This window comes from Pseudomonas cremoricolorata, from assembly GCF_000759535.1.
GTDB lineage: Bacteria > Pseudomonadota > Gammaproteobacteria > Pseudomonadales > Pseudomonadaceae > Aquipseudomonas > Aquipseudomonas cremoricolorata_A.
Map to the genome: position 1 here is coordinate 1,477,429 of NZ_CP009455.1, position 17,953 is coordinate 1,495,381.

Annotated in this window: 18 protein-coding genes; 7 read left to right on the top strand and 11 right to left on the bottom strand. The window is 64.7% G+C overall.

The annotated features are described in order from the left end of the window. Nucleotides 1-24: 24 nt before the first annotated feature. Nucleotides 25-912 carry a lysophospholipid acyltransferase gene (locus LK03_RS06280; RefSeq protein WP_038411545.1) on the top strand — a complete coding sequence of 296 codons (888 nt, stop codon included), beginning with the start codon at nucleotides 25-27 and terminating at the stop codon, nucleotides 910-912. Between the two features lie 45 nt (nucleotides 913-957). On the opposite strand, the gene LK03_RS06285 is transcribed toward LK03_RS06280, so the two are convergent. From LK03_RS06285 to def, 5 genes are read right to left on the bottom strand one after another with little or no spacing between them, the layout of a single operon-like run. Then, entirely contained in the window at nucleotides 958-1,266 is a 309-nt protein-coding gene (locus tag LK03_RS06285) for a tetratricopeptide repeat protein (protein WP_038411546.1), read from the bottom strand. Nucleotides 1,267-1,277: 11 nt separating this feature from the next. Next, the gene (trkA, locus tag LK03_RS06290; protein WP_038411547.1) at nucleotides 1,278-2,651 is read right to left on the bottom strand and encodes a Trk system potassium transporter TrkA; all 1,374 of its coding nucleotides are present in this window, start codon (nucleotides 2,649-2,651) and stop codon (nucleotides 1,278-1,280) included. A gap of 22 nt (nucleotides 2,652-2,673) precedes the next feature. Beyond that, on the bottom strand, nucleotides 2,674-3,984 hold the full coding sequence (gene rsmB, locus LK03_RS06295) for a 16S rRNA (cytosine(967)-C(5))-methyltransferase RsmB (RefSeq protein WP_038411548.1): 1,311 nt from the start codon (nucleotides 3,982-3,984) through the stop codon (nucleotides 2,674-2,676). Then, complete coding sequence (fmt, locus tag LK03_RS06300) at nucleotides 3,981-4,913, bottom strand: methionyl-tRNA formyltransferase (RefSeq protein ID WP_038411549.1); 933 nt, start codon at nucleotides 4,911-4,913, stop codon at nucleotides 3,981-3,983. Before fmt ends, rsmB begins: the two co-directional genes overlap by 4 nt. A 60-nt stretch (nucleotides 4,914-4,973) precedes the next feature. Further along, complete coding sequence (def, locus tag LK03_RS06305) at nucleotides 4,974-5,480, bottom strand: peptide deformylase (protein WP_028695847.1); 507 nt, start codon at nucleotides 5,478-5,480, stop codon at nucleotides 4,974-4,976. A gap of 207 nt (nucleotides 5,481-5,687) precedes the next feature. Here def and dprA point away from each other — a divergent pair, with 207 nt between their 5' ends. Together dprA and LK03_RS06315 are read left to right on the top strand one after the other, a co-directional pair. Then, complete coding sequence (gene dprA, locus LK03_RS06310) at nucleotides 5,688-6,791, top strand: DNA-processing protein DprA (RefSeq protein WP_038411550.1); 1,104 nt, start codon at nucleotides 5,688-5,690, stop codon at nucleotides 6,789-6,791. Between the two features lie 42 nt (nucleotides 6,792-6,833). After that, nucleotides 6,834-7,391 carry an L-threonylcarbamoyladenylate synthase gene (locus tag LK03_RS06315; protein WP_038411551.1) on the top strand — a complete coding sequence of 186 codons (558 nt, stop codon included), beginning with the start codon at nucleotides 6,834-6,836 and terminating at the stop codon, nucleotides 7,389-7,391. A gap of 32 nt (nucleotides 7,392-7,423) precedes the next feature. Here the strand turns inward: LK03_RS06315 and LK03_RS06320 are convergent, their stop codons facing one another. Further along, nucleotides 7,424-8,401 (bottom strand): NADPH:quinone reductase, encoded by a 978-nt coding sequence (locus LK03_RS06320; RefSeq protein WP_038411552.1) that lies wholly within the window; start codon nucleotides 8,399-8,401, stop codon nucleotides 7,424-7,426. A 132-nt stretch (nucleotides 8,402-8,533) separates the two neighbouring features. On the opposite strand from LK03_RS06320, the gene hemF reads away from it, so the two are divergent. Both hemF and aroE read left to right on the top strand, forming a co-directional pair. Next, entirely contained in the window at nucleotides 8,534-9,457 is a 924-nt protein-coding gene (hemF, locus tag LK03_RS06325; protein ID WP_038411553.1) for an oxygen-dependent coproporphyrinogen oxidase, read from the top strand. A gap of 16 nt (nucleotides 9,458-9,473) precedes the next feature. After that, on the top strand, nucleotides 9,474-10,298 hold the full coding sequence (gene aroE / locus LK03_RS06330) for a shikimate dehydrogenase (protein ID WP_038411554.1): 825 nt from the start codon (nucleotides 9,474-9,476) through the stop codon (nucleotides 10,296-10,298). 18 nt (nucleotides 10,299-10,316) lie between these two features. Here the strand turns inward: aroE and LK03_RS06335 are convergent, their stop codons facing one another. The 3 genes from LK03_RS06335 to betC all read right to left on the bottom strand — a co-directional run bounded on the left by LK03_RS06335 (nucleotide 10,317) and on the right by betC (nucleotide 14,433). Beyond that, nucleotides 10,317-11,882, bottom strand: coding sequence for a SulP family inorganic anion transporter (locus LK03_RS06335; RefSeq protein ID WP_038411555.1), 1,566 nt, complete (start codon nucleotides 11,880-11,882; stop codon nucleotides 10,317-10,319). A 91-nt stretch (nucleotides 11,883-11,973) separates the two neighbouring features. Then, nucleotides 11,974-12,900: a choline ABC transporter substrate-binding protein gene (choX, locus tag LK03_RS06340; protein ID WP_038411556.1), complete on the bottom strand. Its 927-nt coding sequence runs from the start codon at nucleotides 12,898-12,900 to the stop codon at nucleotides 11,974-11,976. A 15-nt stretch (nucleotides 12,901-12,915) separates the two neighbouring features. Further along, nucleotides 12,916-14,433 carry a choline-sulfatase gene (betC, locus tag LK03_RS06345; RefSeq protein ID WP_038411557.1) on the bottom strand — a complete coding sequence of 506 codons (1,518 nt, stop codon included), beginning with the start codon at nucleotides 14,431-14,433 and terminating at the stop codon, nucleotides 12,916-12,918. Nucleotides 14,434-14,542: 109 nt separating this feature from the next. Here betC and LK03_RS06350 point away from each other — a divergent pair, with 109 nt between their 5' ends. Together LK03_RS06350 and LK03_RS06355 are read left to right on the top strand one after the other, a co-directional pair. Then, nucleotides 14,543-15,445, top strand: a complete 903-nt coding sequence (locus tag LK03_RS06350; RefSeq protein ID WP_038411558.1) for a choline sulfate utilization transcriptional regulator — start codon at nucleotides 14,543-14,545, stop codon at nucleotides 15,443-15,445. Between the two features lie 34 nt (nucleotides 15,446-15,479). Beyond that, the gene (locus LK03_RS06355) at nucleotides 15,480-15,812 is read left to right on the top strand and encodes a DOPA 4,5-dioxygenase family protein (RefSeq protein WP_038414636.1); all 333 of its coding nucleotides are present in this window, start codon (nucleotides 15,480-15,482) and stop codon (nucleotides 15,810-15,812) included. Nucleotides 15,813-15,874: 62 nt separating this feature from the next. On the opposite strand, the gene trpA is transcribed toward LK03_RS06355, so the two are convergent. Both trpA and trpB read right to left on the bottom strand, forming a co-directional pair. After that, nucleotides 15,875-16,684: a tryptophan synthase subunit alpha gene (trpA, locus tag LK03_RS06360; protein ID WP_038411559.1), complete on the bottom strand. Its 810-nt coding sequence runs from the start codon at nucleotides 16,682-16,684 to the stop codon at nucleotides 15,875-15,877. Next, nucleotides 16,681-17,898, bottom strand: a complete 1,218-nt coding sequence (gene trpB, locus LK03_RS06365) for a tryptophan synthase subunit beta (protein WP_038411560.1) — start codon at nucleotides 17,896-17,898, stop codon at nucleotides 16,681-16,683. The genes trpA and trpB overlap by 4 nt, the downstream gene beginning before the upstream one ends. Between the last annotated feature and the right edge of the window lie 55 nt (nucleotides 17,899-17,953).

Below are 17,953 nucleotides of genomic sequence, written 5' to 3' on the forward strand. Positions count from 1 at the left end.
CTTGCAGCTAGAAGGAATGCACCTGTGGAAAAATTCAAAGGCGCCCTGATGGTCGGGGCGCTGCGCCTGTTCGCCAAGCTTCCGTGGTGTGCGGTGCAGCGCGTCGGCGCCGGCATCGGTTGGCTGATGTGGAAGTTGCCCAATGGTTCGCGCAAGGTGGTGCGCATCAACCTGGCCAAGTGCTTCCCGGAAATGAATCGGGCCGAGCGCGAGCAACTGGTGGGGCGTGCCCTGCAGGACATCGCCAAGTCGTTCGTGGAAAGCGCCTGTGCGTGGATCTGGCCACCGCAGCGCTCGATCGATCTGGTCAAGGAGGTCGAAGGCCTCGAGGTGTTGCAGGCGGCGCTGGCCTCGGGCAAAGGCGTAGTCGGTATCACCAGCCACCTGGGCAACTGGGAAGTGCTCAATCACTTCTATTGCAACCAGTGCAAGCCGATCATCTTCTATCGCCCGCCCAAGCTCAAAGCGGTGGACGACCTGCTGCGCGAGCAGCGGGTGCAGATGGGCAACCGTGTGGCGCCGTCGACCAAGGAAGGCATCCTCAGCATCATCAAGGAGGTGCGCCGGGGTGGCCAGGTCGGGATTCCGGCCGACCCTGAGCCGGCGGAATCGGCCGGCGTGTTCGTGCCCTTCCTCGGTACCCAGGCGCTGACCAGCAAGTTCGTGCCCAATATGCTCGCCGGCGGCAAGGCGGTCGGGGTGTTCCTGCATGCCGTGCGGCTGCCCGACGGCTCAGGTTTTCGCGCGATCATCGAGGCGGCACCGGAAGCGATGTACAGCCTTGATGTGACCGAATCGGCTGCGGCCATGAGCAAGGTGGTCGAGCGTTATGTGCGGGCGTATCCGAGCCAGTACATGTGGAGCATGAAGCGCTTCAAGAAGCGTCCGGCCGGTGAAGACCGCTGGTACTGACTGATGTATGAGCGCGGGAGCGCCGGACCGCCGGACCGCTCGCCCCTACAGGGGTTTGAGTTTCTTGAGGAAGACGGTCATCTCTTTCTCGGCCTGTTTGTCGCCATGCGCCTGGGCGGCAGCGATGCCTTGCTGCCAGGCGCTGCGTGCGGCGGTCGGATCGCCTGCCAGCTGGTGAGCCTTGCCCAGCAGCTTCCAGGCCGCCGAATACTTCGGGTCCTGCTCGACGCAGCGCGCCAGGTGCACGGCTGCTTCGGCGCCGTGTCCCTCGTCAAGCCAGGCCTTGCCCAGGCCGAAGCGCAGCAGCGGGTTATCCACACCCTTGGCCAGCATTTTTTCCAACGACTCGTGCATGGCTGTTCTCCCTAGAAGAAACTCAGGCCGACGTGGAACAGTTTCTCCACGTCGCGAATGTGTTTTTTATCCACAACGAACAGAATCACGTGATCGCCACTTTCGATCACAGTCACGTCGTGGGCGATCAACACCTGCTCGGCACGGATGATCGCGCCGATGGTGGTGCCAGGTGGCAGCGAGATCTGCGCAATGGCCTTGCCCACCACTTTGCTCGATTTGGCATCGCCATGGGCCACGGCCTCGATGGCTTCGGCCGCGCCGCGGCGCAACGAATGCACGCTGACGATATCGCCACGCCGCACATGCGCCAGCAAGGTGCCGATGGTGGCCAGCTGCGGGCTGATGGCGATGTCGATGTCGCCACCTTGCACCAGGTCGACGTAGGCCGGGTTGTTGATCAGCGTCATCACCTTGCGCGCACCCAGGCGCTTGGCCAGCAGCGACGACATGATGTTGGCCTCATCGTCGTTGGTCAGCGCCAGGAAGATATCCGCTTCGGCGATGTTCTCTTCCAGCATCAGGTCACGATCCGAAGCGCTGCCTTGCAGCACCACGGTGCTTTCCAAGGTGTCGGACAGGTGCCGGCAGCGCGCCGGGCTGACCTCGATGATCTTCACCTGGTAGCGGCTTTCGATGGCCTCGGCCAGGCGCTCGCCGATCTGCCCACCGCCGGCAATGACCACCCGCTTGTTGCTTTCGTCGATGTTGCGCAGCTCGCCCATCACCGCGCGGATGTCGCGCCTGGCCGCGATGAAGAACACTTCGTCGTCGGCCTCGATCACCGTATCGCCCTGGGGCGTGATCGAGCGATCGCGACGGAAGATCGCCGCCACGCGAGTGTCGACGTTGGGCATGTGCGCACGGATCTGGCGCAGTTGCTGGCCGACCAGCGGACCCCCGTAGTACGCCTTGACCGCCACCAGCTGCGCCTTGCCGCCGGCGAAGTCGATCACCTGCAGGGCGCCGGGCTGTTCGATCAGGCGCTTGATGTAGTTGGTCACCACTTGCTCGGGGCTGATCAGCACGTCCACGGGAATGGCTTCGTTGTCGAACAGCTCGGCGCGGCTCAGGTACGACGATTCGCGCACACGGGCGATCTTGGTCGGGGTGTGGAACAGGGTGTAGGCGACCTGGCAGGCGACCATGTTGGTTTCGTCGCTGTTGGTCACCGCCACCAGCATGTCGGCATCATCGGCCCCGGCCTGACGCAGCACCGTGGGCAGCGAGCCGCGGCCCTGTACGGTGCGGATGTCGAGGCGGTCGCCGAGGTCGCGCAGGCGTTCGCCGTCGGTGTCCACCACGGTGATGTCGTTGGCCTCGCTGGCGAGGTTCTCTGCGAGTGTGCCGCCTACCTGGCCGGCGCCGAGAATGATGATCTTCATCGGCTAGTCGTACCTTTTCTGGTTATCCGCGCGAAGCGGCGATCTTGATCAGCTTGGCGTAGTAGAACCCATCGTGCCCGCCTTCCTGGGCCAGCAACTGGCGGCCGTGGGGCTGGCGCAGGCCGGCCTCGGTGGCCAGGTCCAGCTCGCGGGCGCCGCGGGTACGCGCAAGGAACGCGGCGACGACCTCGGTGTTCTCGGTGGGCAGGCTCGAGCAGGTGGCGTAGAGCAGCATGCCGCCCACCTCAAGGGTAGGCCACAGGGCGTCGAGCAGCTCACCTTGCAGGCTGGCCAGGGCCGGAATGTCATCGGCCTGGCGGGTCAGCTTGATGTCCGGGTGACGGCGGATCACGCCAGTGGCCGAGCACGGTGCGTCGAGCAGGATGCGCTGGAACGGCGTGCCATCCCACCAGCTTGCGGTGTCGCGGGCGTCGCAGGCGATCAGTTGTGCATCGAGCTGCAGACGCGCGAGGTTTTCCCGGACGCGGGTCAGGCGCTTGGCTTCCAGGTCGATGGCGACCATCTGCGCAAGGCCCGGCTCGGCCTCGAGCAAGTGGCAGGTCTTGCCGCCCGGCGCACAGCAGGCGTCGAGCACGCGCTGGCCGGGGGCCAGTTCGAGCAAGTCGGCCGACAGCTGTGCGGCTTCATCCTGCACGCTGATCCAGCCCTCGGCGAAGCCCGGCAGGCCACGCACATCGCACGGCGTCTCGAGCACGATGCCGTCGCGGCTGTAGCGACAGGCGCTGGCGGCGATGCCAGCCTGCTCCAGCAAGGCCAGGTAGGCGTCGCGAGAGTGGTGACGGCGGTTGACCCGCAGAATCATCGGCGGATGGGCGTTGTTGGCGGCGCAGATGGCCTCCCACTGCTCGGGCCAGAAGGCCTTGAGCTGCTTTTGCAGCCAGCGCGGGTGGGCGGTACGCACCACCGGGTCACGCTGCATGTCGGCCAGCAGCGCTTCGCCTTCACGCTGGGCGCGGCGCAACACGGCGTTGAGCAGGCTTTTGGCCCAAGGCTTTTTCAGCTTATCGGCACAGCCCACGGTTTCGCCCAGGGCGGCGTGGGCCGGTATGCGCGTGTAGAACAGCTGATACAGGCCGACCAGCAGCAGTGCCTGCACATCGGCATCGGCGGCCTTGAACGGCTTTTGCAGCAGCTGCGCGGCGAGCAGCTCCAGGCGCGGCTGCCAGCGTGCGGTGCCGAAGGCGAGGTCTTGGGTCAGGCCGCGGTCGCGCTCCTCGACCTTGTCCAGTTGCGCCGGCAATGCGCTGTTGAGCGAGGCCTTGCCGCTGAGCACGGCGGCAAGCGCGCGGGCGGCAGCCAGACGTGGATTCATTGGCCCAGCACCTTGCCGGCAGCGAAGTGCTCACGGCGGCTGTTGAACAGGTCGCTGAAAGCCAGCGCCTTGCCGCCCGGCAGTTGCAGACGGGTCAGACGCAGGGCCTGCTCGCCACAGGCCACCAGCAGGCCATCCTTGCTCGCGGCGAGGACTTCGCCTGGCTCACCCTTGCCCTCGGCCAACGTCGCCGCAAGCACCTTGACGGTGTCCCCGTCCAGCGTGCTGTGGCACACCGGCCAGGGGTTGAAGGCGCGCACCAGGCGCTCCAGCTCCAGCGCCGGGCGGCTCCAGTCGAGGCGTGCTTCATCCTTGTTGAGCTTGTGTGCGTAGGTGGCCAGGGCATCGTCCTGGACCTCGCCGTGCAGGCTGCCATCGGCCAGGCCGGCGATGGCCTGGATCACGGCGTCCGGGCCCATGGCCGCCAAGCGGTCGTGCAGACTGCCGCCGGTGTCTTCGGCGCTGATCGGCGTGCTGACCTTGAGCAGCATCGGCCCGGTGTCCAGGCCCGCCTCCATGCGCATTACGGTTACCCCGCTTTCGGCATCGCCGGCCTGCACTGCACGCTGGATCGGCGCGGCGCCGCGCCAGCGCGGCAGCAGCGAGGCGTGGCTGTTGATGCAGCCCAGGCGCGGGATGTCGAGCACCGCCTGCGGCAGAATCAGGCCATAGGCAACCACTACCATAAGGTCGGGCTGCAAGGCGGCAAGTTCGGCCTGGGCCTCGGCATTGCGCAAGGTCGGGGGTTGCCGCACCGGAATGTCATGGGCGCTGGCCAGTTGCTTGACCGGGCTGGGCATGAGCTTTTGCCCACGGCCGGCAGGACGGTCGGGCTGAGTGTAGACAGCCACCACCTGGTAGGGGCTGTCGAGCAGGGCCTTGAGGTGTTCGGCGGCAAACTCGGGGGTGCCTGCGAAGACAATGCGCATGACGTTCTCGCTTGGAAAAAGAAGAAGGCTTGCCGCGGCAAGCCTTCTGGAAGGTGGGGATCAGGCTTGCTGGCGGTGCTGTTTTTCCAGCTTCTTCTTGATGCGGTCACGCTTGAGCTGGGACAGGTAGTCGACGAACAGCTTGCCGTTGAGGTGATCGAACTCGTGCTGCACGCACACCGCCAACAGGCCTTCGCATTCCAGCTCGAACGGCTTGCCGTCGCGGTCCTGGGCCTTGATGCGCACGCGCAGCGGGCGGTCGACGTTCTCGTAGAAGCCTGGCACCGACAGGCAACCTTCCTGGTACTGGCCCATGTCGTCGGTCAGTTCCTCGACCGATGGGTTGATGAAGACCCGCGGCTCGCTGCGGTCTTCGCTGAGGTCCATGACCACGACTTGCTCATGCACGTTGACCTGGGTCGCCGCCAGGCCGATGCCAGGCGCTTCGTACATGGTTTCAAACATGTCGTCGATCAGCTGGCGCAGGGCGTCGTCGAACGTCGTCACCGGTTTGGCGACGGTGCGCAGGCGCGGGTCCGGGAATTCGAGGATGTTCAGAATGGCCATAAGGTCAGGCAGTCACTGTGCATTTGGTTGAAAACTGAGCACACATAATAAAGGTAATCGGCGCATTCGGCACCTGGCAAAGGTCGGCTAGGGTGTCAAAGGTCGCTTTTCGCGCTTACTGATAGACAGCTTGTCAAAGCATTATCAACAGAGTTATCCACAGGTTGTGCAGGATGCATGGCCTGCTTTCTACAAGGATGATCGGCCATGCCCCTACCCTTCTGCCACATCTGCCCGCCTGCCGAACTGGAAGCGCGACTGCGTCTGCACGGCGTGCCAGACATCGGTCCACGGCGTTATTTCACGCTGATTTCCGCCTTCGGCGATGCCAGTTCGGCTCTGGCCGCTCCAGCCACCGCCTGGCGTGCCCTGGGCCTGCCAGCCAGCTGTAGCGAGGCGCGGCGCAGCGCTCAGGTGCGCGCAGGCGCGAGTGCTGCAATGGCCTGGCTAGAGCATCCCGGCCAGCATTTACTGATGTGGGACGACCTCCTCTACCCCGCCTTGCTCAAGGAAATCGACGATGCGCCGCCGCTGTTGTTCGTCGCAGGTAATCCGCAATTGCTCGAACGTGCGCAGCTGGCAGTGATCGGCAGCCGGCGCGCCAGTCCTCCGGCGCTAGATAACGCAAAGGCGTTTTCGCGGTGTCTGGCCAAGGCCGGATTCGTCGTCACCAGCGGCTTGGCGCTGGGGATAGACGGTGCCGTGCACCGCGCCGCGATGGACGCTGGCGGGCAGACCATCGCGGTACTGGGCAGTGGCCTGCAAAAACTTTATCCACAGCGCCATCGCGACCTGGCGCGCGAGATATCCGAACGTGGGTCTGCGCTGGTGTCGGACTATCCACTCGACGCCGAACCGCTGCCCGGTAACTTCCCACGGCGCAACCGCATCATCAGCGGGCTGTCGCTGGGCGTACTGGTGGTCGAAGCCGGCCTTGCCAGCGGATCGCTGATTACCGCACGCCTGGCCGCCGAGCAGGGCCGTGAGGTGTATGCCATTCCCGCATCGATTCACCACGCTGGCGCCAAGGGTTGTCATCAGCTGATTCGCGATGGTGCCTTGCTGGTGGAAAACGTCGAACAGATCCTCGACAGCCTGCGTGGCTGGCAGAACGTCACCCCGGCACCGACCACCCCCGCACCGAACGATCACCCGCTGCTGACCTTGCTGCACGCTGCGCCGCAGACCAGCGAAGGCCTGGCTTTGAGCAGCGGCCTGGCCCTGAGCGATGTGCTGGCGGCGCTGACCGAGCTGGAGCTGGACGGCAAAGTCACCTGTGCAGCGGGACGTTGGTTTGCAAGGTCGGCCTAAGTACACTGCTCGCACGCAAGATTTCCAGGTGGAGAAACAAACATGGTGAGCAGTTTTCGTGTGCAACAGGCCGCACGTGAAATCCGGGCAGGTGCAGTCATCGCCTACCCGACGGAAGCGGTCTGGGGCCTGGGCTGTGATCCCTGGAACGAGGATGCCGTGTACCGTCTGCTGGCGCTCAAATCACGGCCTGTGGATAAAGGGCTGATCCTGGTTGCCGACAACATCCGCCAGTTCGACTTCCTCTTCGAAGATTTCCCCGAGGACTGGATCGACCGCATGAGCGCGACCTGGCCGGGCCCCAACACCTGGCTGGTGCCGCACCAGGACCTGCTGCCCGAGTGGATCACCGGCGAGCACGACAGCGTCGCCTTGCGCGTCAGCGATCACCCGCAGGTACGCGAGCTGTGCGCGCTGGTGGGCCCTTTGATTTCCACCTCCGCCAACCCTGCCGGCCGACCCGCCGCCAAGACGCGGCTGCGGGTCGAGCAGTATTTCCATGGTGAGCTGGATCATGTGCTGGGGGGCGCGCTGGGCGGTCGCAAGAACCCCAGCGTGATCCGTGACCTGGTCACTGGTGAGGTCGTGCGGCCGGGCTGAAACGGGCCGACCGCGCCGATGGCCTCAGGTAGTCACGGCAGCAGGATGGTCGACCCCACCGTACGCCGTGCCGACAGCTCGGTCTGGGCCTTGGCCGCTTCGCTCAGCGGGTAGCGCTGCTGGATATCCACCTTGACCTTGCCGCTGGCGATCACGGCGAACAGGTCATCGGCCATGGCCTGGGTGTTCTGCGCGTTATTGGCGTGGGTGGCCAGGGTCGGGCGGGTGACGTACAGCGAGCCTTTCTGCGACAGGATGCCCAGGTTGACGCCACTCACCGCACCCGAGGCATTGCCGAAGCTGACCATCAGCCCGCGGGGTTGCAGGCAGTCCAGTGAGGTCAGCCAGGTGTCGGCACCGACGCCGTCATAGACCACCGGCACCTTCTTGCCGTCGGTCAGGTCCAGCACCCGTTCGACGACGTTCTCACGGCTGTAGTCGATGGTCGCCCAGGCGCCCAGCGATTTGGCGCGCTCGGCTTTCTCGGCCGAACTGACCGTGCCGATGACCTTGGCGCCCAGTGCCGAGGCCCACTGGCAGGCCAGCGAACCAACACCGCCAGCCGCGGCGTGGAACAGAATCACGTCACCGGGTTGCACGGCGTAGGTCTGCTTGAGCAGGTACTGCACGGTCAGGCCCTTGAGCATTACCGCAGCGGCCTGTTCGAAGCTGATGCTGTCGGGCAGCTTGACCAGATTGGCTTCAGGCAGTGTGTGCACATCGGCGTAGGCGCCCAGCGGGCCCGTGGCGTAGGCCACGCGATCACCGACCTTGAGCCGGCTGACACCTTCGCCCACTGCCTCGACTACTCCGGCACCTTCGGTACCCGCGCCCGAGGGCAGTGATGGCGGTGCGTACAGGCCGCTGCGGAAATAGGTGTCGATGAAGTTCACGCCGACGGCGTGGTTACGCACACGCACCTGCTGCGCGGCGGGTGGGGCCGGGTCGAATTCGACGAGTTGCAGAACCTCGGGGCCGCCATGCTGGCTGAACTGGATACGCTGGGCCATCTTGCACTCCTGGCAAAGGGGGAAAGCAGGCCCTCTATCGGACGCCTTTGCATGACCGCCGTCAACTGCGGCGCGCCGGGGTCCGGTGGTATGCTGCGCGGCGAAATTCTTTCTGCCCCATCAGGTGACCCAATGTCCAGCCGCACCGAGGCCGTCAAAGCCTACCTGCTCGATCTGCAAGACCGCATCTGCGCCGCCCTCGAAGGTGAAGACGGCAGCGCCCGCTTCGTCGAAGACGCCTGGGTCCGCGATGCCGGTGGTGGTGGGCGGACGCGGGTGATTGGCGACGGCCAGGTGATCGAAAAAGGCGGGGTGAATTTTTCCCATGTGTTCGGCAGTGGCCTGCCGCCTTCGGCCAGCGCCCATCGTCCAGAACTGGCCGGGCGTGGGTTCGAGGCCCTGGGCGTGTCGCTGGTGATCCACCCGCACAACCCGCACGTGCCCACTTCCCACGCCAATGTGCGTTTCTTCAGCGCTGAAAAAGAGGGCGAAGAACCGGTCTGGTGGTTCGGCGGCGGCTTCGACCTGACCCCCTACTACGGCGTCGAGGAAGACTGCATTCACTGGCACCGCGTGGCCGAGCAGGCCTGCGCGCCGTTTGGCGCCGATGTCTACCCGCGCTACAAGGCCTGGTGCGACCGCTACTTCCACCTCAAGCACCGCGGCGAGCCACGTGGCATTGGCGGGCTGTTCTTCGATGACCTCAATGAGTGGGATTTCGACACCTGCTTCGCCTTCATTCGCGCCATCGGTGACGCCTACATCGACGCCTACCTGCCCATCGTCCAGCGCCGCAAGCACGCCACCTACACGGCCGAGCAGCGTGAGTTCCAGGAGTTTCGCCGGGGTCGCTACGTCGAATTCAACCTGGTGTACGACCGTGGCACCCTGTTCGGCCTGCAATCGGGCGGGCGCACCGAGTCTATTCTGATGTCGCTGCCGCCCCAGGTGCGCTGGGGCTACGATTGGAAGCCGGCGCCTGGCAGCGAGGAAGCGCGCCTGACCGAGTACTTCCTGCAAGACCGTGACTGGCTCGGCCAGCAGACCCATGGATAACCCGAGGAATCGCGCAATGGACCAGTACGTCGTATTCGGCAACCCCATCGGTCACAGCAAGTCGCCGCTGATCCAGGGCCTGTTCGCCGAGCAGACGGGTCAGGACATGGCCTACAGCACACTGCTGGCGCCGCTGGACGACTTCAGCAACTGTGCGCTGGGCTTCTTCAAGGTCGGGCGCGGTGCCAACGTCACCGTGCCGTTCAAGGAACAAGCCTTGCAACTGTGCGACAGCCTCACCCCGCGCGCCCGTCGTGCCGGTGCGGTCAATACACTGAGCAAACTGGCCGACGACACCTTGCAGGGCGACAACACCGATGGTGCCGGGCTGGTGCGCGACCTGACCGTCAACGCCGGGCTGGCGCTGGGCGGCAAGCGTATTCTGATTCTCGGTGCAGGTGGCGCCGTACGCGGGGTGCTGGAGCCGATTCTGGCCCTGCGTCCGCAGTCGCTGGTGATTGCCAACCGCACTGTGGAAAAAGCCGAACGACTGGCCCAGGAATTCGCCGAACTCGGGCCGGTGGCCGCCAGTGGATTCGCCTGGTTGCAGGAACCGGTGGATCTGATCATCAACGCCACTGCCGCCAGCCTTGCCGGGGAACTGCCGCCGATCGCCGACAGCCTGGTCGAGCCAGGGCGCACGGTGTGCTACGACATGATGTACGGCAAAGAGCCCACGCCCTTCTGCCGCTGGGCCAGCGAGCTGGGCGCGGCGCAGGTGCTCGATGGCCTGGGCATGCTGGTCGAGCAGGCAGCCGAAGCGTTCCATGGCTGGCGCGGCGTCAGGCCGCAGAGCGCGCCGGTACTGGCCGAGTTGCGTCGGCAACTGGCCGCCAGCTAATCCCCTGGCAACGCCTGCTCAATCCTCGAACAGGATCGGGCAGGCCTCCTGCCCTTCGAGCTTGCGCAGCTCTTCGATCACCTGCAGCGGCGCTCGGCGCAAGGTCAGGCTGCCGCCAGCGCGCTGCAGTCGACGGGCTTCGCGGTGCAGCATGTCGACGCCGGAGTAGTCGATGAAGTTGATCTGCCGGGCGTCGATCACCACCTGTGGGCCCTGGCAGCGCTGCAGGCGCGCCTGCAGATAATGCGCCGCACCGAAGAAGATCGACCCGCCTACTCGCAGCACATCAGCCTCGCCTTCGCATACCTGTTGCACGCGCGGCCGTGAGGTGCGTTTGAGGTAGAAGAACAGTGAGGCCAGCACCCCCGCATAGATGGCGGTCTGCAGCTCCAGCAACAAGGTGGCCGCAGCGGTCAGCAGCATTACCAGAAACTCCGAGCGGCTGACCCGCAACAGCGCGCGAATGGCGCGGTGGTCGATCAGCCCCCAACTGATCAGCAGGATGCCGCCGGCCATCGCCGGAATCGGCAGATGCGCGATCAGTCCCGCACCGATCAGCGCGAATAGCGCCACCCATAGCGCAGAAAACACCCCGGCCATGGGCGAGCGGGCGCCGGCTTCGAGGTTGAGTCCGGAGCGGGTGAACGAGCCGGACGACAGCGAGCCGGAGAACCACGCACCGATCATGTTCGACGCGCCCTGGGCGCGAATCTCCTGGTCGGCGTCGATCAGTTGCTCGGAGCGCGCCGACAGCGAGCGGGCAATCGACAGACTGGTCACCAGGCCCAGCATGCCCAGCGCCACGGCACTGGGCAGCAGGCGCAACATCGATTCCACGTCGAGCAGCGGCAACGGGCTCAGCGGCGGCAGATGTCCGATGAACGCCGGCACTCTCGGCACCTGGGCGAACCACGACGGCAGCGCCCAGGCCAACAGGCTGACGCTGAACAGGCTGATCAACAGCCCCGGCCAACGTGGCCGCAGCCGCTTCAGCGCCAGCCCCAGCAGCAGGGTCGCCACGCCCAGCGCCAATGACGGCCCATCGATCTCGCCAACATGGCTGAGCAGGCTTTCCAACGTCTTCAGCGCGGTGGCCTGACTGCGCAGGTCGAGCCCCAACAGGTTGGGCAACTGGCCCAAGGCGATGACCACCGCCGCGCCAAGCGTGAAGCCCAGCACCACTGAATGGGAGACGAAATTGACCACCGCGCCGAACCGCAGCATGCCCAGCAGCCACTGGAAAATGCCCGCGAGGAAGGTCAGCAGCAAAACCAATGTGACGTAATCGTCGCTGCCGCTTACCGCAAGGGGACTCACGCTGGCATACAGCACTACGGAAATCGCCGCCGTCGGTCCGCAGATCAGGTGCCAGGACGAGCCGAACAGCGAAGCGATCAGTACCGGGACGATGGCCGCGTACAGGCCATATTCTGCCGGCAGGCCGGCGATTAGGGCGTAGGCGATGGACTGCGGCAAGGCAAGGATGGCGCCGCTCAGGCCCACCAGCAGGTCTTGCAGCAGGCTGCGACCCGATTGTCGGGGTAGCCAGACGAGAAACGGTAGCAGCGAGCTAAGGCGGGGCATCAGACGCGGTCCATTGGGCAGTGGCGTCGAGGGTGAACGTCTGCATCGAGCGACGCAAGCCGGGACTGCTCGGCCCGGCTTGCGTCGTTCTTCAAAGTGCTGCCTTGACCGCCTTCAGACCGTCGTCTCCGCTTTTGCTGGTGACTCCGGCCAGCCAGGCATCCAGCACTTGTGGATGAGCCTTGACCCAGGCTTTGGCAGCCGCATCGAAGCTGAGCTTTTTATCCACAACCTCGGCCATGATGGTGTTCTCCATGTCGAGGGTGAAGCTCAGGTTGCTCAACAACTTCGCGGCATTCGGGCAGGCTTGTGGATAACCCTTGCGCACCAGCGTGTTCACCTCGCCTTCGTCACCGAACCACTGCTCGCCACCGGTCAGGTACTTCATCTTCAGCTTCACGTTCATCGGGTGCGGGGTCCAGCCGAGGAAGGCGATGTACTGCTGATTCTTCACGGCGCGGTCGACCTGGGTGAGCATGGCCTGCTCGCTGGATTCGACCAGCTTCCATTTGCCCAGGCCGAATGTATCGGCATCGATGATTTCCTTGAGCGACAGGTTGGCCGGCGCGCCAGAGCCGATGCCGTACAACTTTTGGCCGAACTGCTTGGCGTGCTTTTGCAGGTCGGCGAAGTCCTTCACGCCGCCATTCCACACATAATCAGGGACTGCCAAGGTGAACTGGGTGCCTTGCAGATTGCGCGACAGGCGCTGTACATCGCCCGTGGCGACGAACTTGTCGTGGAAACCCTGTTGCGCCGGCATCCAGTTGCCGAGGAAGGCATCGACTTTGCCGTCCTTGAGGCCGCCATAAATGATTGGCACGGCCAAGCTGTCGATCTTCACGTCATAGCCCAGGCCTTCGAGCAGTAGGCGAGCAATGGCGTTGGTCGAGGCGATATCGCTCCAGCCAGGGTCGGCGAGTTTTACGGTACTGCATGAGGCGTCGTCCGCGGCGTGGGCGGCGACGGCGCTGAGGCTCACGGCCATTGCGATGATATGCGTGGAGAACTTGGTCATGGGCGGTCTCTCTGTTCAATCCAGGGGGGCGGGCTGTGGATAACGTGCCTTGCGCTCGAGGTCGTCGAGATCGATGTGGTTGCGCATGTACTGCTGGCTGGCGTCCACCAGAGGTTGGTGGTCCCAGCTGGTCAGTGTGCCGATGGCCAGGGCCTGCGCCACCAGGCGCCGACGGCGCTGGCTGGCGAGCACTTGCTGGCGCAGCGCCGGGACGTCCCAGCGTTGCCTCGCTTCATCGACCAATGCCTGCAACAGCGTCTGATGGTCAGGGCTGTCGGTGAGGTTCTCCCGCTCGTGCGGGTCGCGGCTCAGGTCATAGAGTAGACACGGGTCGTCTTCGCTGTACACGAACTTGTAGGCGCCGCGGCGGATCATCAACAGCGGCCCGACCGTGCCTTCGGCCATGTATTCACCAATCACCTCATCATGCCCGCCCTGCCCTTGCAGATGCCCCAGCAAGGAGCGGCCGTCCAAATGCAGGTTGCTCTGCACCTCACCGCCAGCCAGTTCCACCAGGGTCGGCAACAGGTCGCAGGTCGATACCGAAGCCGCTACCCGGCTTGCCTGGAAGCGTTTCGGCGCGTGCACCAGCAGCGGGACCCGTGCCGACATCTCGAACCAGTGCATCTTGTACCAGAGCCCACGCTCGCCGAGCATGTCGCCGTGATCGCCCGAGAACACGATCAGCGTGTCGTCGGCCAGGCCGCATTCCTCCAGCGTTTGCACGAGTTTGCCGATGTTGTCGTCGATGTAACTGCAAGCGCCGAAATACGCACGCCGGGCATCGCGGATCTTGTCCGCAGGCAGCGGTTTGTCCCACAGGTCATAGACCTTGAGCAGGCGCTGGGCGTGAGGGTCCTGCTGATCCTGCTCGAGGGGATTAAGGGGCATAGGGATATCCACACCCTCGTACAGATCCCAGTAGTGGCGCGGGATGGTGTAGGGGTCGTGGGGGTGGGTCATCGACACCGTCAGGCAGAACGGCCGGTCTGCGTGTTCCCGCACGTGGTCGTACAGGTACTGACGGGCCTTGAACACCACCTCTTCATCGAAATCCAGCTGATTGGTGCGCACGCACGGGCCGGCCTGCAGCACCGAGGCCATGTTGTGGTACCAGCTCGGGCGTTCATCCGGTGCGTCCCAATTGACCGCCCAGCCATAGTCGGCCGGGTAGATGTCGCTGGTCAGGCGCTGTTCGTAACCGTGCAACTGGTCGGGCCCGCAGAAGTGCATCTTGCCCGACAGCGCGGTGTGATAGCCCAGCCGGCGCAGGTAATGAGCGTAGGTCGGCACGTCAGCCGGGAAGTCTGCCGCGTTATCGTAAGCACCGATGCGGCTTGGCAGTTGGCCGCTGACCAGGGTGAAACGCGAAGGCGCGCACAACGGGCTGTTGCAATAGGCCGAGTCGAACACCACCGCCTGTTCAGCCAGTTTCGCCAAGTGCGGCATCTTGATCGGCGAGTCGGCATAGATCGGCAGCAGCGGCGCGGCCATCTGATCGGCCATGATGAACAGGATATTCGGTCGTTTCACGGCGGCCTTCCATCGTCAGGATTTATGGGGAATGCTTGCCGATTAGCATGGAGCTGTGGATAACTGGGGTAAAGCCCGTGCCGGGCAATGACTGGGATTAGCCAGCCTTATGTTTGAACACCTTGATGGTGTATCGCTCGACACCTTGCGCGTCTTCGAGAGCGCCGCACGCCTGCGCAGCTTTACCGCCGCCGCCCTGGCGCTTGGTACTACCCAGCCGGCCGTCAGCCAGCAGATCAAGCGCCTGGAAACCGAGCTGGGCACACGCCTGTTCGACCGGGTCTATCGGGGTATCGACCTCACCGAGGCCGGGCAACTGCTGTTCGAGCGTATCCATGCCGGCATGCAGGCCATGGACGAAGGGGTGTCCCAGGCCTGTGCCCACAACCAGCGCGAAGTCCTTCAGGTAGCCACCGATTTCGCCTTCGCGGCGTTCTGGCTGATGCCGCGGTTGCAGCGCTTTCACGCCGCTTATCCACAGGTCGACGTGAGCCTGGTGACCGGCGAGCGCAGTCAGGCCATGCTGCGGCCCGATATCGACGTGGCGATCTTGTTCGGCGATGGCCGCTTCCAGCATTGCGAAAGCCGTTGGTTGTTCGATGAAGAGGTCTACCCGGTGTGCAGCCCGCGACTGATCGAAGCCTTGCCGGCGTCGGCCTCACCTTTGCAGCACCTACCATTGCTGCATTTGCGCGGCGAGCAGGCCAGCGGCTGGTTCGACTGGGCCGGTGTGTTTCGCGGCTATGGCCTGAGTACGCCACCGCCGCCTGGGCAGTTGCGCTTCGACAACTACACCCTGGTGATCCAGGCCGCCATCGCCGGCCAAGGGTTGGCGATCGGCTGGCGTCACCTGGTCGATGGATTGGTCGATCAAGGCCTGCTGTGTCGCCCGCTGCCGGCCAGCCTGCGCTCGCCCCGGGGCTATTACGTGGTGCTGCCGGCGCGCAAGCGCAGGGGCGCGTTGATCGAGCGTTTTGTCGACTGGCTGGAGCAGGAGCGTGCGCTTCAGTGATACTGGCGCCTCGGCATCAAGCAGTGGGGTGATCGTGCAACAGATTCAGGGCTACCACGCCCATGTGTATTTCGACGCCGCGACCCAGGCGCAGGCGCGTGAACTGTGCGAGCAAGCTGCGCAGTTGTTTGCAGTGAGCACGGGGCGGATGCACCAGCGCGCGGTAGGCCCGCACCCGGACTGGAGCTGTCAGCTGGCCTTCGGCCCGGACGTGCTTGGCGAGGTGCTGCCATGGCTGGCGCTGCACCGTAAAGGGCTGGTGATATTTCTGCACCCGCTGACCGGGGATGAGCTGGCGGACCACCGCGACCACGCCATCTGGATGGGAGCCGTGAGGCCGTTGAAGCTGTCGATATTCGGCGGCTGAATCGCAGCGCCCGGACTTACCCACGAAACCCCCGGCTTAAAGGGTTTCGTGGGTAATCAGTTTCAGGCGCGTGCGTTGCGCACGCCCTTGGCCAGTGCCGAACACAGGCTCAGCACGTCATCCACCGCCTGGCCGGCGTCCTTGGCCTGGGCGATCTTGTCGACCAGCGCCGAACCCACTACCACGCCATCGGCCAGGCGCGCGATGGCGGCGGCCTGCTCGGGTGTGCGGATGCCGAAACCGACGCTGATCGGCAGCTCGGTGTGGCGGCGAAGGCGGGCGATGGCCTGTTCGACGTGTTCGTGGGTGGCCGAGCCGGCACCGGTGACGCCGGCCACCGACACGTAGTAGACGAACCCCGAACTGCGCTGCAATACCCGTGGCAGGCGTGCATCGTCGGTGGTCGGGGTGGTCAGGCGGATGAAGTCGATACCTGCGGCCTGGGCCGGGGTTGCCAGTTCTTCGTCATGCTCAGGCGGCAGGTCAACGATGATCAGGCCATCGACCCCGGCATCCTTGGCATCAGCGACGAAGCGCTCGACGCCAAAGCGGTGGATGGGGTTGTAATAGCCCATCAGCACGATCGGCGTGGTCTGGTTGCCGGTGCGGAACTCGCGGACCATCTGCAGAGTTTTCGCCAGGTTCTGGCCGGCCTCCAGAGCACGCAGGGTAGCCAGCTGAATCGCCACGCCGTCGGCCATCGGGTCGGTGAACGGCATGCCCAGTTCGATGACATCGGCGCCGGCCTCCGGCAGCCCTTTGAGTATCGCCAGGGACGCTTCATAGCCCGGGTCGCCGGCAGTGACGAAGGTCACCAGGGCAGCGCGGCCTTCGGCCTTGAGGTCGGCAAAACGTTGTTCGAGACGGCTCATGCCTGTTTCTCCTGGGCGGCCATGTGGTTCATCACGGTCTGCATGTCTTTGTCACCGCGTCCCGACAGGCACACCACCATCAGGTGATCCTTGGGCAGCGTCGGTGCGCGGCGGATGGCTTCGGCCAGGGCATGTGCGGTTTCCAGCGCTGGAATGATGCCCTCGAGACGGCAGGTGGCGTGGAAGGCGTCCAGCGCCTGGTCATCGGTGATGCTGACGTACTCGACGCGTTTCACTTCGTGCAGGAAGGCGTGTTCTGGGCCGATGCCGGGGTAATCCAGGCCAGCCGAGATCGAGTGGGCATCGGTGATCTGGCCGTCGTCGTCCTGCAGCAGGTAGGTGCGGTTGCCGTGCAGTACGCCGGGCACACCGCCGTTGAGACTGGCGGCGTGCTTGTCGGTATCGACGCCATGGCCACCGGCTTCAACGCCGATGATGTCGACGTTGGCGTCGTCGAGAAACTCATGGAACAGGCCCATGGCGTTGGAGCCACCGCCCACGCAGGCGACCAGGCTGTCGGGCACGCGGCCTTCCTTTTCCTGCATCTGCGCGCGGGTTTCCTTGCCGATGATCGACTGGAAGTCGCGCACCATGGCCGGATACGGGTGTGGGCCTGCCACGGTGCCGATCAGGTAGAAGGTGTCGTCGACGTTGGTGACCCAGTCGCGCAGCGCCTCGTTCATGGCGTCCTTGAGGGTGCCAGTACCGGCGGTGACCGGAACGATCTCGGCGCCCAGCAGCTTCATGCGGAACACGTTGGCCTGCTGACGCTCGATGTCGGTGGCGCCCATGTAGATCACGCAAGGAATGCCGAAGCGCGCGGCGACGGTGGCAGTCGCCACGCCGTGCATGCCAGCGCCGGTTTCGGCGATCAGGCGCTTCTTGCCCATGCGTCGAGCCAGCAGCACCTGGCCGATGCAGTTGTTCACCTTGTGCGCGCCGGTGTGGTTGAGCTCTTCACGCTTGAAGTAAATCTTCGCGCCGCCGCAGTGCTCGGTCAGGCGTTCGGCGAAATACAGCGGGTTGGGGCGGCCGATGTAGTCGCGCTGGAAATACGCCAGCTCTTCGAGAAATGCCGGGTCAGCCTTGGCCGCTTCGTATTCTCGGGCCAGGTCGAGCACCAGCGGCATCAGGGTTTCAGCCACGTAGCGGCCGCCGAACGAGCCGAACAGGCCGTTGGCGTCGGGGCCGGCGCGGTATTGAGTCTGCGTCATGGGGCGCTCCAGAGCGTGATGAATGAGTGATGGGCTTTACTGTAACCACGCACGG

Excerpts from the sequence above, each read along its gene's own strand:
- trpA (WP_038411559.1), bottom strand. The coding sequence starts at position 16,684 with ATGAGCCGTCTCGAACAACGTTTTGCCGACCTCAAGGCCGAAGGCCGC.
- fmt (WP_038411549.1), bottom strand. The coding sequence starts at position 4,913 with ATGCGCATTGTCTTCGCAGGCACCCCCGAGTTTGCCGCCGAACACCTC.
- LK03_RS06350 (WP_038411558.1), top strand. The coding sequence starts at position 14,543 with ATGTTTGAACACCTTGATGGTGTATCGCTCGACACCTTGCGCGTCTTC.
- dprA (WP_038411550.1), top strand. The coding sequence starts at position 5,688 with ATGCCCCTACCCTTCTGCCACATCTGCCCGCCTGCCGAACTGGAAGCG.
- choX (WP_038411556.1), bottom strand. The coding sequence starts at position 12,900 with ATGACCAAGTTCTCCACGCATATCATCGCAATGGCCGTGAGCCTCAGC.
- LK03_RS06320 (WP_038411552.1), bottom strand. The coding sequence starts at position 8,401 with ATGGCCCAGCGTATCCAGTTCAGCCAGCATGGCGGCCCCGAGGTTCTG.
- trkA (WP_038411547.1), bottom strand. The coding sequence starts at position 2,651 with ATGAAGATCATCATTCTCGGCGCCGGCCAGGTAGGCGGCACACTCGCA.
- hemF (WP_038411553.1), top strand. The coding sequence starts at position 8,534 with ATGTCCAGCCGCACCGAGGCCGTCAAAGCCTACCTGCTCGATCTGCAA.
- LK03_RS06315 (WP_038411551.1), top strand. The coding sequence starts at position 6,834 with ATGGTGAGCAGTTTTCGTGTGCAACAGGCCGCACGTGAAATCCGGGCA.
- def (WP_028695847.1), bottom strand. The coding sequence starts at position 5,480 with ATGGCCATTCTGAACATCCTCGAATTCCCGGACCCGCGCCTGCGCACC.
- LK03_RS06335 (WP_038411555.1), bottom strand. The coding sequence starts at position 11,882 with ATGCCCCGCCTTAGCTCGCTGCTACCGTTTCTCGTCTGGCTACCCCGA.
- rsmB (WP_038411548.1), bottom strand. The coding sequence starts at position 3,984 with ATGAATCCACGTCTGGCTGCCGCCCGCGCGCTTGCCGCCGTGCTCAGC.
- trpB (WP_038411560.1), bottom strand. The coding sequence starts at position 17,898 with ATGACGCAGACTCAATACCGCGCCGGCCCCGACGCCAACGGCCTGTTC.
- aroE (WP_038411554.1), top strand. The coding sequence starts at position 9,474 with ATGGACCAGTACGTCGTATTCGGCAACCCCATCGGTCACAGCAAGTCG.
- LK03_RS06285 (WP_038411546.1), bottom strand. The coding sequence starts at position 1,266 with ATGCACGAGTCGTTGGAAAAAATGCTGGCCAAGGGTGTGGATAACCCG.